We start from the raw sequence: 14,119 nt of genomic DNA on the forward strand, positions 1-14,119 counted from the left end.
CCCTCAGGCCCCGACCAGTGCCCGCATCACGCGCGTCAACTCATCTCCGGTCTTCTCCTCAAGATCGTGCGACACTGTGCCGGAAGGCTTGGAAACCACCCCATCCGCACCCAGTTCGCGCGCCTTGGCCGCAAGCGGGGACCCCTGCACCGTCACCGAGGACAGCATGCAGATCTTGGCCCGCGTCTTGAGCTTGGCATGGCGCAGGAATTCCAGCCCATCCATCACCGGCATCTCGATATCGAGCAGGATCAGGTCCAGATCCGGCAGGTCCGGCAGCTTGTCCAGTGCCTCTTGCCCATTGGCGGCCTGTGCCACCAGCTTGAAATCCTTGCGAGACTTGAGAAAACTGGAAATGTAGAGCCGCATCATCGCGGCATCATCCACCACCATTACATTGTAAGCCATTGTTATGTCTCCGAATTGATATGCCTGGGGCTGGGCGGCACGAGGCCGCCCGCTCCGACCTTAGAAGCCGTGAAAGCCGCGCGCATCAACGTCAAGCGATCCCGAACCATTGCGCATTTCCTTGCCATTCGGCTTACCGTTCAGCATTGCCTGAATCTGCGCCATCATCTCGGGGGTCAGACCGTTCAAACCGGAAATCGGCATTGCAGTCGCGGTCCGGCGCAGTTTGAAACGGCCGATCTCGTCCTTCATCTGCTCGGTTGCCGCACTCATCTCGGCAGCCCCGGCCGCAAGCTCATCCGCCTGCTGGCTGGTATCCAACGCCGACTTGGCGATTTCGGTCATGGCCAGCGAAATCTGTGCCACGCCACGCGATTGCTCGGCTCCGGAACGGTCGATTTCCTCGACGATGTCCTTGACCTGCGTGATCTGCTGCGAAATCCCGGTAAAGGCCTCAGAGGTCTCATCCGCGATGCGCACACCGGCATTGACCCGGTTCGAGGCGTCCTCGATCAAATCCGAGGTCTCGCGCGCCGCCTTGGCGGAACGCCCGGCCAGATTACGCACCTCTTGTGCCACCACGGCGAACCCGCGCCCATGTTGACCGGCCCGCGCCGCCTCGACCGCCGCGTTGAGCGCCAGAAGGTTGGTCTGGAACGCGATTTCGTCGATCACCTTGATGATCTTGGCGATGTCCTGCGACGAGGTCTTGATGCCATGCATGGCGGTGACCATGTCCTTGATCTTGGCCGCACCACGATCAGCAAGACCCACAGCGCTGGTCACGAATTCCGACGCTTTCTGAGTAGAGTCGGTATTGGCGCGCACCTGTTGATCGGTCTGGTTGACCGAGGCTGAGACCTCTTCAACCGAGGCCGAAGAAACCTGAGAGTTGGTCGAGAGAGTCTGACTGGAATGCGCCACCTGATTGACCGTGGTCGCAACCTGATCCACCTGCTCGGCGATCACAGAAAAGGCACTATTGAGGCTGCTAAAGGCCTGTTCGAACGACTCGATCACGCTGCGGTATTCGCCATTGAACTTGGACAGGTCCGCCTGCACGTCAAGATTGCCCGCAACGATGGAGTCAGACAGACCGCGAATTTCGCTCACCACCTCGCGGAAATTGCCGCGTACCTTTTCGATGACGTTGTTGAGGAACACTTTCTTGCCCGGCATCTTCGGGAAAGGCGCATCGAAATTGCCGTTGCCGAATTCCTCGATCACGCCCATCGCCAGTTTCTTGGTGTCGATATGCGATTTGACCATCGCGTTGGTCGTCAGCGCCGCATCGCGAATTTCGGCGCTTTCGAACAGAGAGGCATCGATATAGACGTCGATATCGCCCTCTTCGTGCTTGTTCGACATATTGGACATCTGCTGCAAAAGAAGGCCGAATTGCGCCTTGACCTGCGCATTCTCGTGATCCAGCGCGACAAAGCGGGTGCGCGCGGTCTCGATGACCTCGTTCAGGAATGCTTTCTTGCCCGGCTGCTTAGGGAAGGGCGCCTCGAAATTGCCAATGCCAAACTGCTCGATCACGCCCATCGCCAGCTTCTTGGTGTCGATATGCGCCTTGATCATGGCGTTGGTCTTCACGGCTGCGTCGCGGATTTCGGCACTCGCGAACAACGAGGGATCGATAAAGACGTCGATGTCACCTTTTTCATGCTCGCGGGACATATGCTCCATCTGGGACAACAATAGGTTGAATTGCTCCTGCGCCACCTGGTTGTCATGAGAGATTTTTTCGCGCTCGGTCACATCGCGCCATTCCACGAGAATGGATTGCAGTTTGCGCTCGGAATCGAAAATTGGCGTTGCGGTGAATGCAAGCGAGATGCTCCCGACCTTGAAGTTGCCCAGATGTGGCTTGCGCAGGCCGTCCATGATGCGCCGCTGGTAAGAGGGGTTCTTGTGGAATATGTCCACGTTCTGTCCCACCACGGAATTCGCCCGGAAATGCGGCAAGTCGATTTGGATATCTGCCTCTATGCGGCGGAACATCGTGAATGCCGCATCATTGCAATAGATGATGTTGTAGTCCGGGTCGGCAACCATAACTGGGTTGTCTTGCGCGGCGAGGATTTCCACTGCGCTCATCCGCTCGAACATATTCCCGCCGCCATTGCCTGCAGGGCTATCGGTTTCCGCATTGGTCAACGGGTTTGTAATTTGTTTATTCATCTGATCTTTCCTTTCGGTGTCACCGGCTGACTGCTCCGGCGAGGGCTGAGGGGCTGAGACGTCCGTGCTCGGCAGGGCTGGTGCATGGGACGAAAATACGGGCTCGTTTGTGGAAGGTTTCTGAGTGGGCGTGGTTTTCTTCTGGGTTGCCATGGCTCAAACCTCGGCGAGTGCAGACGGGATGAGGGCATCATCCTCGACCAGCAGTTTGACATCGAGCAGGATCGCCACCCGCTCTTCCAGACGGCCAAGCCCCAGCACAAGGCTGCGGCCCTCGGCACCCGCGAAACTATGCGTCCGGTCAATCTGCTCGCCGGGAATATCCAAGACCTCATTGACGCCATCGACGATCAGCCCCACGGGCGCATCGTTGACCTGCAAGACGATCACGACGGTGCGGTCGTCGTAATCTTTTTCCGGCATACCGAACCGCAGCCGCACATCCATCAGCGGGATCACCTTGCCACGCAGGTTGATCACACCCTTGATGTAATGCGGCACATCCGGCACGCTCATGATGCGTTGCAGTCCAACGATCTCGGTCACGACACCGATCGACACGCCATAAAGCTCGGACCCAACCGGAAAGGTCAGATACATGGTTTCAATGGAATCCGACGGCTCGGCCTGAACCTCGGTCTGCGGCGTCTGCGCGTCGGCAAAATCAGTTTTAGTCATGGTCAGACTCCTCTGTGGGTCATTCGGGGGGCCGGGATGGCGGTTGCCCGGGGGTTTGCAGATGTCGTGCCAACCGAGGCCAGCAGTTGTGCCGCCACCTGATCGAGCGGCACCTGTGCCTGCGCGCCACCTTTTTCCCAGGCGCGCGCGGGCATCCCGTAAACGAGCGAACTGGCCTCGTCCTGAGCAAAGGTTTTCGCCCCGGAAAGACGCGCAGCCAACAATCCGTTGGCACCGTCGCTGCCCATACCGGTCAGCACGACGGCGCTCAGCCGAGGCGCGGCCACCTGCGCAGCAGAATTCAACAGCACATCGACCGATGGGATCGAGAAACAAACCGGATCGCCCGCCACCAGATCAACCTCAAGCCCGCCCCGCGACGTGGCGCGCAGCTTCATGTGCCGCTCGCCACCCGGCGCGATCAGGGCAACACCGGGACTAAGACGGTCGCCTTGCTGCGCTTCGCGCACTTCAATGGCGCAAGTCATGTTAAGCCGCCGGGCAAAGGCCCCGGTAAAGCCTGCGGGCATATGCTGCACGATCACCACAGGCGGACAATCGGCAGGCAGGGCATGCAACACTGTGCCCAGAGCCTGCACGCCGCCGGTCGAGGCCCCGATCGCAATCACCCAATCGCGCGCGGTGGCCGTGGCAAATGTCATCGGCACGGCCTTGGCCTCGACAGCTTGCATTCCACGCAGATTGACCCGCGCCACCGCGCGCACCCGCTCGGAAATGGCGCCCAGCGCCAGACGATCCGCCGTGCCCGGTGCCAGCCCTCGCGGCTTGGGCATAACGTCTACGGCCCCCGCCTCAAGTGCTTCGATGGTCCGCTTTGCCCCGCGCTGCGTCTGCGACGACACCACGATAGTGGGAATACGCAGCCGGGCCACGGTTTGGCGCAAAAACTCCAGCCCGCCCTGGCCCGGCATTTCCAGATCGAGCGTGATCACATCCGGTCGGCGCGCCATGACAAAGGCACGCGCCTCTTCGGCACTCCCGACCTCGCCGATCACCTCAATGGCCGGATCAATGCTCAGCGTCCGCGTCAGGAACCGGCGAAACACCAGTGAATCGTCAACAACAAGCACACGAATAGGTGCAACCGCCGCAGTCATCATGACGTCCTCCGATAGAGACCGGTTGCCACAGGCTCCCATAGGGTGCCAAGTTGACGGACGGACTCGGTGACCGAGGTCACCAGCCAGCCGCCCGGCTCGACAACGTCATAGAGTGCGTTCACCGTAGCGATCTGATCGGCCCGGTCGAAATAATAGAGCACGTTGCGGCAGAACACCGCCTGAAACGGGCGGGTAAACGGATAGGGCGTGGCCTTGAGGTTCATGCGGCGAAAGGTGCAAGCCGTGCGCAGTTCCGAAGCCACCCGGTATTGGTCAAGGCCGGTGGGCTGAAACCAGCGCTGCACCACATTCGGATCAGTCTGGGCAAACTGGCGGCGTGGGAAAATGCCCAACTCTGCCCGTTCGACCACCGGATCACTGATATCGGTACCCAGAATATGGGTCCGGTTCAGCACGGACGGACCAAGCCGCGAGGCCAGCATGATGGCCAGCGTATAAGCCTCTTCGCCAGTCGAACACGCCGCTGACCAGAATCGGAACTCGGACCGCACTTGCAATTCGGGCAGCGCAAGATCCATGAACCGGTCCAAAACTTCGGCCTCACGGAAGAAATATGTATGGTTGATCGAGGCGGCATGCAGCACCGCAAGCTGTACCTCCTGCGCACCCGTCCGGCCAAGTTCTCGCGCCAGACAGTTGAGATCGGGCAAATCAAACCGTCGCAACACCCGCGCCATACGCTGACGCAACAGATCGGTTTTCGACGGTGCAAAGGTGATCCCGCACCGCTGACTCAACCAGTCACGCAATTGATCAAACCCTGCCTGATCTGCATATACCGACATCACCGCTCGCCTCCGTTTGCCAGACGTTCGCAATCCAGCACCATCGCCACGTCACCAGAGGACAACAGGGCAAAACCCCAGCTGGCCCGCACGCGGGTCAGCGTGCCTTCGAGCGGCTTCATGACCACCTGCTGACGATCAAGAATTTCATCAACCGGCACTGCGATCGGCCCAGAGCTTGCCTCGAAGACGATGAACACCATCTCCGACAGGGGCGGCAGATCATTGCGCATACCCTGAAAGAAGTTTTCCAAGCGGCACACCGGAATGAACCGATCCCGCAGCCGCAGCATCTCGCGCCCGCCCTCGGCGGCCAGCGCCAAATGATCGCCCTCGCCGGGCTTGGCGATCTCGGCAATATCTTCAATCGGCACACAATAGAGCTGCGTGCCCAGCCGCAGGATCACGCTGTCAAGAAAGGCGAGCGAGACCGGAATATGCAGCGACACGGTCGTGCCCTTGCCCTCTTCGCTATGCACCCCGATCCGGCCGCGCAGATCCTTCATCGTGGTGTTCAGTACATCCATGCCCACACCGCGCCCTGACAGCGTGGTCACCGCCTCGGCGGTCGAAAAACCGGGCTCGAAAATCGCCTTCCAGACAACCGCATCCTCGGGTTCTTCGGTTGGACCGAACAGGCCGCGCTCACGCGCTTTGCTCAGAATCTTGCCACGGTTCAAACCGCGCCCGTCGTCGATCACCTGAATGCGCACTTCACTGCCCACTTGGGCCGCTGACAGCACGATCCGCCCGGCCGGCTTCTTGCCGGCGGCCTCGCGTTCCTGCGACGGCTCCAGCCCGTGATCCGCAGAGTTCCGCACCACATGCAGCAAGGGATCATAGAGACGGTCCGCCACCAGCTTGTCGATGGCAGTATCCTCGCCGCGCAGTTCCAGGTCGATCTGCTTGCCGGTTTCCCGCTGCAACTCGCGCACCATGCGCTTGAGGCGGCGAAACACCTCATCGACCGGAACCAGCCGCAATTCGCTGGCGGCGTCCTGCACCTCCCCAACGATCATCGTCAACCGATGCGCGGCGGCTTCGAACCCGACCAGATCGAGATCCGCCAGTTCCGGCGCATTGATGGTTTCCGATACAGAAAGCGACAGCTCTCCGACCAGATCCATCAGCCGTCCGATCTTATCCGACGACACGCGCAGCAATGCGCCACTGGACGCCGTGTCCTGTATTTGCTCTGCCCGTGCCGTCATCTCTGAAAATCCTTCAGAGGACACAGCTTTTTGGGTGACGCGCTCGCCATGGGAATTGGTCTTTCTGATCCTGTCAGCTTGATTGTCGGTTACATCTGCACGCAGCAATGCAACCGGCGTGCCAGACTAGAACTTTGCCTCAGGCTGCATCTTCTGCATTGCCATCAAAATTAAAGATGCAAACCCCTTCAAAGCCTGTGGAACGAAACAGAAAGGTCTTCTTCATTGTCTGAATGAACCCTCCATGTTTCTTCTCAAAGTTCTTGAGGTCCGCGATGCTCGGAAAGAACAGGTTGACAGAAATGTCCCCCTCTTTGCCGATCATGACTGTCAAGCCAGAGATGCGACATTCCGGAATCGCATTCCCCAGAATCTCCGTGATGAAAGGGGCCGCGATCTGCGCTGCGTCGAGGCTGGGAAATTTGAGATGATACGTTTTCGATAACATTGTTGCCTACCAGTTGAGCTCTTCTGATTAAGCAAACGGACCCTCGCCCAAAAATGTGAGTGCGGTCGTGATATATCTCCGTTGTATCTTTAGCGCGTACATGGTCGCTTTTGACGCACATCCGATCTGAAAGTATCGGATCCCCCCAAGGACAGCGACGGCGCGCCATGCGGTTGACGATGCGCCGACACCCGACGGTCGACACCCCCCGATTTTCGTCGATTTTGTGACGATTTCCCGATCTACGCGCCTGTTCTGACCCAAAAAGCCGCCCGACAGGGCAAATCCGGGCCGAAAATGGCCCAAAAACCGGATGGCACGATCTCTGCTTACTGTTTTTTGTACCGCAACCAACGAGGTTTGACATGGCTGACATCTGCATCACCGCTCCGAATTTCCCCCAGGCACAGACCCTCAAGAGCCTGCTTGATGGGCGTCGCCTGAATGTCCGCATCGGCTATCAGCCCACCTGCCACACACTGGTTCAGGGCACCCCCGTGACCGACCAGCGCGCGCTGGTGGAACTGGCACGCAAGCTGGGCGCAAAACGGATCGTGGTGATCGACGGTCAAGCCACCGAATTTGCAGTGCGCGAGGATATGGGCGGACGCATGTTGACCGTGTCTCTGCCCGATAGCGGTCTGCCGGCATTGCGCGATGCCGCTCTGATGGCGCTGGCCGATCTTCTGGCCGCCCCCTTTGCCGCGATGGTTGCCGCCGACCCAAAGTCCGGCGCATTGATCGACATGGCCCGCCGCGTGGCCCGCTTTGATGTCAGCGTCTTTATCAACGGCCCCACCGGCAGCGGCAAGGAAGTTCTCTCGCGCCTGATCCATCAGGCCTCGCCGCGCGCCGACAAGCCTTTTGTCGCGATCAACTGCGCCGCAATCCCCGAGAACATGCTCGAAGCCATTCTCTTTGGTCATGAAAAAGGTGCCTTCACCGGCGCCAACACCGCCAACAAGGGCTTTATCCGCGCGGCGGACGGCGGCACCCTGCTGCTCGATGAAATCTCGGAAATGCCGATGGCGCTGCAGGCCAAACTGCTGCGCGTGCTGCAGGAAAAGGTCGTCACCCCGTTGGGCAGCCAGACCGAAACCCCGGTCAATGTGCGCATCCTCGCCACATCCAACCGCGACATGGATGCCGAAATTGCCAAGGGCACCTTCCGCGAAGACCTTTATTACCGCCTCAACGTGTTCCCGCTCGAAACCCTGCCGCTCGCGGCCCGCGCTCAGGATGTGCCGGTTCTGGCACAGGCCATGTTGCTCCGCCATACGCCCGAAGGAGACACCACACCGCTTCTGTCGCCCAAGGCCTGCGATATCCTCGTCAACCATTCCTGGCCCGGCAATGTTCGCGAACTGGAAAACGTCATGCAGCGTGCCCTGGTGCTGGCCGATGACAAGGTGATTGAACCTGAGCACATCATGCTTGTTGCCCGTCCCGTCGCCCTTCCCACCTCGCTTGCCGCCTGATCCTGATTTGACATGAGCCTGACCGGCATCTCCTCTTCCGTCAGCATGATGCACGCCTCACAGGCGGCGCAGCGACCTGACCCAATCGTCCGCCCCAGCCCCACGGCCGAGGCGCAGGGTCCGGGCTTTGCCGAACGGTTGGGCAAGGCGGTCGAGAGCGTGAACACCCAACAAGGCAAGGCTTCGCAGGCCGCGCGCGACTTTGAAACCGGACGCACCGAGGATCTGGCCGCCGTGATGGTCGAACAACAGGTCGCCTCTCTCGGGTTTCAGATGACCATGCAGGTCCGCAACAAGGCTCTGACCGCTTACCGCGACATTATGAACATGCCGGTCTGACCCCCGGACCAGAAATACGGAAAGACCTACAATGGACGGAACGCAAAGCACCCTCCCGGCACAAGCTGGCGCCACCTCGCTGGCTCAGCGGGCGCGTCTCGCGCTTTCGGGCATGGATGGCTTTATCGCTCAGCCCGCCCTGCGCCGCGCCCTGCCCGCCATCGGCGTGCTCTTTGTCGTGACGCTCGGTCTGGCCGCCTGGCTGCTGCTCGCCCCCGCCGACCGCGTAACCCTACAGGCCGGCCTGCCCGAGGCCGAGAAATCCCGTGCCCTTGACGCCCTGACCGCCGCCGGGATTGACGCCAACCTTGATCCCTCCTCCGGCGCGCTGACCGTGGCCGCCGACCAGTTTCACAGCGCGCGCATGCTCTTGGCAACCCAAGGCCTGCCGCAAGGCGCGACCGACGGCATGACCGCCATCGACGAAATGCCCATGGGCACCTCGCGCCAGATCGAAGCCGCCCGCCTGCGCCGGATGCAGGAACTCGACCTCGCCCGCTCGATTCAGGAATTGCGCCCGGTGCGCGCCGCCCGCGTGCATCTGGCCCTGCCTGAACGCAGCGCCTTTGTCCGCGACAGCCAGCCGCCCCGCGCCTCGGTGTTTCTTGAACTGGCCCCCGGCATGCCCCTCGATCAGGCGCAGGTGCGCGCCATCGTCAGCCTCGTCGCCGCCGCCGTGCCCGACATGCCACGCAGCAATGTCTCGGTCGTGGACCAGACCGGCGCGCTTCTCACCAGCCCCGAAGAGGACCCGGTACAGGCCGAGGCCGATCGCCAGATGCAGCACCAGCGCCGACTGGAAACCGTCTACAGGGATCGCGTTCTGGCGCTCTTGACCCCTATCGTGGGTGTGGGCAATGCCGCCGTCGAGGTGACGGTCGACATGGAGTTCACCCGCTCCGAGATCACCAGCGAAGAATACCTGCCGGATACCGCTCTGCGCAGCGAGCAAAGCAGCAGCCAGCAAACCGGCGGATCAAGCGCGGGCGGCGTGCCCGGCGCCGTGTCAAACACCCCCCCGACCGAGGCAAAACTGGTCGAGGCCACCACCCAGGCGGGCAAGAGCGGCACAACCAACAGCTCCACCTCATCGACCCGCAATTACGAGGTCAGCCGCCGCGTCGAGACCCGCCAGCCCCAGACTGCACGCATAAACCGGGTGCATGCCGCCGTGCTGCTGCACCGCCTGCCCGCACCTCTCCCCACCGAGGGCGATACCGCGACAGCAACCCCCGACGCCGTTCCGCTTGAGGAAATCGAGGCGCTGACCCGGTCTGCAATCGGCTTTGACGACACCCGCGGCGATATTGTCACCGTCGCCAGCGCTCCTTTTGTCGTGACCCCCTCCATGATACCTGCCGATCACTGGTATGACGCGGCATGGCTGCCCACTCTGGGCCGCACCTTTGCGCAACTGGCGCTCTTTGGCATCATCGTGCTGGGCGTGGTGCGCCCGCTTCTGAACCGGCTTCTGCCGCCGGTCGGTGCCACGGCGGCAACCGGCATGACCTATGGCGACGCCATTGAGGTTCCCCGCGGCGAGAGCCTGTCGGCCCTGCGCCAACGCCTTGAAACCGCAGCCCCGAATGCCGAGGATCTCAACGGCGCAATCACCTATGAGGAAAAGATCGACCTCCTGCGGCAGATGGCCGGATCCGAAACCAACCGCATCGCCGGCGTCTTCAAATCCATGATCGCCCCAACCAATGGGGACCGGCCATGACCCTCGCGCTGCCCTCCCCCTCCAGCCGCCCCGGCGCGGATCTGACCCCGGTGCAAAAGGCCGCCATCCTGATGATGGTCTTTGGCGAAGACACCGCCGCACAGATCCTGCGCGCCCTCTCCCCCTCCGAAGTGCAGGTTCTGGGCGAGGCCATGTTCACCGTGCAGGGCGTGGATCACGACACCGTCGATGCCGTGCTCAACGAATTTCTGGGGCTGGTCAGCAACCAGACCGGGCTGGGCATTGGCGCGGGCAACTATGTGCGGCAAGTGCTTGATCAGGCGCTTGGCGCGCACAAGGCGCAATCCGTGCTCTCGCGTATCGTACCCACCAACAGCGAACGCCCGATCGAGATTCTCGACTGGATGGACCCCTCTGCCGTGGCCGAGCTCATTCAGGATGAACACCCACAGATCATGGCGCTGGTCATCGCTTCGCTGGATTATGCCCAAGGTGCCGAGGTGCTCAAGCTGCTGCCGCCCGAGGCGCAGCCCGAAATCATCCGCCGTATCGCCACGCTCAACACCGTTCAGCCCGAGGCGCTGCGCGACCTCGAAGAGGTCATGCGCGCCAAATTCAGGGCAAACACCACCCTGCGCGCCTCGCAGATCGGTGGGATCAAGGCCGCCGCGCGGATCATGAACTTCACCCGTCAGGACATGGAAGAGCGGATCATGAAGGACATCCGCAAGGATGACAAAACGCTCTCCGAGGACATTCAGGACAATCTCTTCGTGTTCGACTACCTGATCAAATCCGACGAACGCGCCCTGCAAACCGTGCTCCGCGAAGTCGAGAGCGAAATGTTGGTTCTGGCCCTCAAAGGTGCCAACCCGTCCCTTCGCGACAAGCTCCTGAGCTGCATCTCACAGCGCGCCGCCGCCAATATCATGGACGAAATGGAAGCGATGGGCCCGGTCCGCCTGAGTCAGGTGCAAGAGGCCCAGAAACAGGTCATCACCATCGCCCGCCGCCTGTCGGATGAGGGCAAGATAACGCTCGCCGGACGCGGCGGCGAAAAGATGGTCTGAGACAATGAGCGCCATGCCCGCCTCTGATCATTCCCCCGAAACAGCCGCGCTGACCCCCGAAGACCTTCTGGCTCTGGTGCGCCGTTCCTCACAGCAATTCCAGCGCCGCGACACGGCCATCCCCATAACACAGACCGAGAGCGGATTTGCCCCGCATCCGGTGGTGCGCCCCCTCGACACCCCCAGACCAGACCCCGCGCCCGAGATCGTCGAGACAACGCCCGAACCGGTCGCACCCGCCGCCACCTTTACCCCCGCTCCGCCGCCCGCCACCCTCGACATCGAGGCCGAGCGCCGCGCCGCATGGGCCGAAGGCCACGCGGCGGCAATGCAAGAGATCGAGACCGCCCGCGCCACAGCCCGCGCCGAGGCCTTCGAAGAGGCCCGCGCAACCGCAGCTCAAGAAATCATCGAGGCGCGCGACATCTTTGCCGCGACCCTGACCCGCCTCACCAGCGCCGAACACGAGCGTCTGGCGGATCTGACCGCTAAACTCGAACGCGCCGTGCGCCAACTGGCGACCCAACGCGCCGGGCAGAAAATCGACGAGGCTCCGCGCCCGTTTCTGCGCCGGATCGAAAAGATCACCCACCAGATCGCAGAAGGGGCCGAAACCACTGTCGTGCTGATGAACCCCGCCGATCTCATGGCGATCAAGCCGCATATCAAGGACTTCAGCCCGCTGGCCAAGGGGCGGCTTTCACCCGATACCACGCTGGGGCGCGGCGATCTGCGCATCCGCATGGAGGATATCACCTTTTCCGACGTGATCGCCGAACGCGACGGGGGGCTGGCATGACCGATCTTCTCAGTCGCCTGACGCAGGCCACCGAAACCATGGCCGCTATCCCAGCCCCCGGCTATTCCGGTCAGGTGCTGCGCTATGACGGGCTCATTCTGGAATGCGCGGGCTTCCCAGCCAGCCCCGGCACCCTCTGCCGGATCGAGACCGAGGACGGCAAGGGCGCCACCGGCGAAATCGTGGGCTTTGCCAATGGCCGCAACCTGCTGTTTCTCGACCAGCCCGGCGCACGCATCACCCATGGCTGCACCGTCCACAAACTGCGCGGTGGCCATAGTGCCGCAATGGGCCCGGCGCTGCTCGGACGTGTTCTTGATGCCGAAGGCGTACCGCTTGATGGTCTCGCCGCCCCCGATTGCCCGGAAACCCGCCCGCTCTCGGGTCGCGAACAAAACCCGCTCGCGCGACAGCCAGTCGATGCCCCGCTCGATGTCGGCGTGCGTGTGATCAACGCCGCCCTCACCGTCGGGCGCGGCCAGCGCGTCGGCATCATCGCAGGGTCTGGCGTGGGCAAATCCGTGCTGATCGAGATGATGACCCGCTACACCTCGGCCGATGTGATCGTCGTCGGGCTGATCGGGGAACGCGCCCGCGAAGTGGGCGATTTCGTCTCCAAGGTGATGACCGGCGAGAACCGCAACAAAACCTGCGTCGTGGCCGTGCCCGCCGACCGCTCGCCCCTCCTGCGCCTGCGCGCGGCGCATCGCGCCACCGCAATTGCCGAATATTTCCGCGATCAGGGCAAACAGGTCATGCTGATCATGGACAGCCTCACACGCGTGGCCCATGCCCGCCGCGAAATCGGTCTGGCGCTTGGCGAACAGCCCACCGCCAAGGGCTATACCCCCTCGGTGATCTCGATGATCCCTGGCCTGATCGAGCGTGCCGGTCCCGGCCTGCCCGGTCAGGGCAGCATCACCGCCTTTTATACCATTCTGGCCGATGGCGACGACACCACCAACGATCCCGTGGTGGACACCGCCCGCGCCATTCTCGACGGGCATTTCGTCCTGTCCCGCAATCAGGCGCAGATGGGCATCTATCCCGCCATCGACCTCACCCAATCGGTCAGCCGGGTGATGAAGGATATCGCCGAGAAACCGCACCACGCGGCCGCACTTCGCCTGCGCCGCCTCATTGCCCTTTACATGGAGAACCGCGACATGATGCTCATGGGTGCCTATTCCCCCGGTCAGGACGCAACGCTGGACGAGGCCGTAGCCCTCTGGCCCAGGATTGAGGCATTTATCCGCCAAGAGATGGACGAACCCGCCAGCCTCGACGACAGCATTGCAGCCCTCTGCGCGCTGACAGGTGGTGCCGCATGAGCGCGCGCCAACACCGTATCCTGTCGCTGATGGCCCGTCAGGAAAACCGCGAACTGGGGCATTTGTCGATGCAGCTTGGCTCTTTGCGCAACCGTGAGATGCAGGAATTCGACATGGCCGACCGTCTGGGCCAGATGCTGGATCAGACCGCGCAGGCCCCGGCCCAACCGATGACCACCGGCCAGCTCAGCACCGTGCATTTCATGGGCCGTACCCTCGTGCAACAGCTTGAATCGACCCGCAGCCAAATGGCCCGCACCAAAGAGCAGCGCGTGGCCTTGGAACAGGATTTCTCGCAGCACCAACGCCGCCAGCAGATCCTGAATGATCGCGCCGACCAAAGCCGCCGCGCCCTGCTTTCGGCGCGCGCAGACGCGCAGGAAAACACCACCCTCCCGCGCCGGACGCGGTAGGCACAAGACGTTTGGCGACACGCCTCTCGCGGGGCTTGCGCCGCGGGCGATGCGCCGTGCCCTGAGCCAGCGGTTCGATGCCTGCGGCACAGAGTCCGCACAAGGTCAACAGACGCCCTGCTTGGCACAGACCTTGCAGCTTCACA

Annotated in this window: 14 protein-coding genes; 7 read left to right on the forward strand and 7 right to left on the reverse strand. The window is 62.0% G+C overall.

Annotation, left to right across the window (positions count from 1 at the left end; translation table 11 throughout):
* Positions 1 to 3: 3 nt before the first annotated feature.
* The 7 genes from ACN0SW_RS06160 to ACN0SW_RS06190 form a co-directional block, all read right to left on the reverse strand.
* Complete coding sequence (locus ACN0SW_RS06160) at positions 4 to 408, reverse strand: response regulator (protein WP_417727036.1); 405 nt, start codon at positions 406 to 408, stop codon at positions 4 to 6.
* A gap of 60 nt (positions 409 to 468) precedes the next feature.
* A complete protein-coding gene (locus ACN0SW_RS06165; protein WP_417727037.1) occupies positions 469 to 2,595 on the reverse strand; it encodes a methyl-accepting chemotaxis protein in 2,127 nt (708 codons plus the stop codon).
* Between the two features lie 156 nt (positions 2,596 to 2,751).
* Entirely contained in the window at positions 2,752 to 3,273 is a 522-nt protein-coding gene (locus tag ACN0SW_RS06170) for a chemotaxis protein CheW (RefSeq protein ID WP_417727038.1), read from the reverse strand.
* A gap of 2 nt (positions 3,274 to 3,275) precedes the next feature.
* A complete protein-coding gene (gene cheB, locus ACN0SW_RS06175) occupies positions 3,276 to 4,394 on the reverse strand; it encodes a chemotaxis-specific protein-glutamate methyltransferase CheB (protein WP_417727039.1) in 1,119 nt (372 codons plus the stop codon).
* A complete protein-coding gene (locus ACN0SW_RS06180; protein WP_417727040.1) occupies positions 4,391 to 5,200 on the reverse strand; it encodes a CheR family methyltransferase in 810 nt (269 codons plus the stop codon). Before ACN0SW_RS06180 ends, cheB begins: the two co-directional genes overlap by 4 nt.
* Complete coding sequence (locus ACN0SW_RS06185; RefSeq protein WP_417727041.1) at positions 5,200 to 6,411, reverse strand: chemotaxis protein CheA; 1,212 nt, start codon at positions 6,409 to 6,411, stop codon at positions 5,200 to 5,202. Before ACN0SW_RS06185 ends, ACN0SW_RS06180 begins: the two co-directional genes overlap by 1 nt.
* 139 nt (positions 6,412 to 6,550) lie before the next feature.
* Positions 6,551 to 6,736, reverse strand: a complete 186-nt coding sequence (locus tag ACN0SW_RS06190; protein ID WP_417727042.1) for a hypothetical protein — start codon at positions 6,734 to 6,736, stop codon at positions 6,551 to 6,553.
* Between the two features lie 488 nt (positions 6,737 to 7,224).
* Between ACN0SW_RS06190 and ACN0SW_RS06195 the strand changes: the two genes are divergently transcribed.
* The 7 genes from ACN0SW_RS06195 to ACN0SW_RS06225 are packed head-to-tail and all read left to right on the forward strand — an operon-like array spanning position 7,225 to position 13,973.
* The gene (locus tag ACN0SW_RS06195) at positions 7,225 to 8,337 is read left to right on the forward strand and encodes a sigma-54 interaction domain-containing protein (protein WP_417727043.1); all 1,113 of its coding nucleotides are present in this window, start codon (positions 7,225 to 7,227) and stop codon (positions 8,335 to 8,337) included.
* Between the two features lie 12 nt (positions 8,338 to 8,349).
* Positions 8,350 to 8,676: a flagellar hook-basal body complex protein FliE gene (gene fliE, locus ACN0SW_RS06200; protein ID WP_417727044.1), complete on the forward strand. Its 327-nt coding sequence runs from the start codon at positions 8,350 to 8,352 to the stop codon at positions 8,674 to 8,676.
* Positions 8,677 to 8,707: 31 nt separating this feature from the next.
* Positions 8,708 to 10,399, forward strand: a complete 1,692-nt coding sequence (gene fliF / locus ACN0SW_RS06205) for a flagellar basal-body MS-ring/collar protein FliF (RefSeq protein WP_417727045.1) — start codon at positions 8,708 to 8,710, stop codon at positions 10,397 to 10,399.
* A complete protein-coding gene (gene fliG / locus ACN0SW_RS06210) occupies positions 10,396 to 11,430 on the forward strand; it encodes a flagellar motor switch protein FliG (RefSeq protein ID WP_417727046.1) in 1,035 nt (344 codons plus the stop codon). Before fliF ends, fliG begins: the two co-directional genes overlap by 4 nt.
* Positions 11,431 to 11,434: 4 nt before the next feature.
* A complete protein-coding gene (locus tag ACN0SW_RS06215; protein ID WP_417727047.1) occupies positions 11,435 to 12,229 on the forward strand; it encodes a FliH/SctL family protein in 795 nt (264 codons plus the stop codon).
* Positions 12,226 to 13,560, forward strand: a complete 1,335-nt coding sequence (locus ACN0SW_RS06220; protein ID WP_417727048.1) for a FliI/YscN family ATPase — start codon at positions 12,226 to 12,228, stop codon at positions 13,558 to 13,560. The genes ACN0SW_RS06215 and ACN0SW_RS06220 overlap by 4 nt, the downstream gene beginning before the upstream one ends.
* A complete protein-coding gene (locus ACN0SW_RS06225; RefSeq protein WP_417727049.1) occupies positions 13,557 to 13,973 on the forward strand; it encodes a hypothetical protein in 417 nt (138 codons plus the stop codon). The genes ACN0SW_RS06220 and ACN0SW_RS06225 overlap by 4 nt, the downstream gene beginning before the upstream one ends.
* The last annotated feature ends 146 nt before the right edge of the window (positions 13,974 to 14,119 follow it).

Source organism: Roseovarius sp., from assembly GCF_048262375.1.
Classification (GTDB): domain Bacteria; phylum Pseudomonadota; class Alphaproteobacteria; order Rhodobacterales; family Rhodobacteraceae; genus Roseovarius.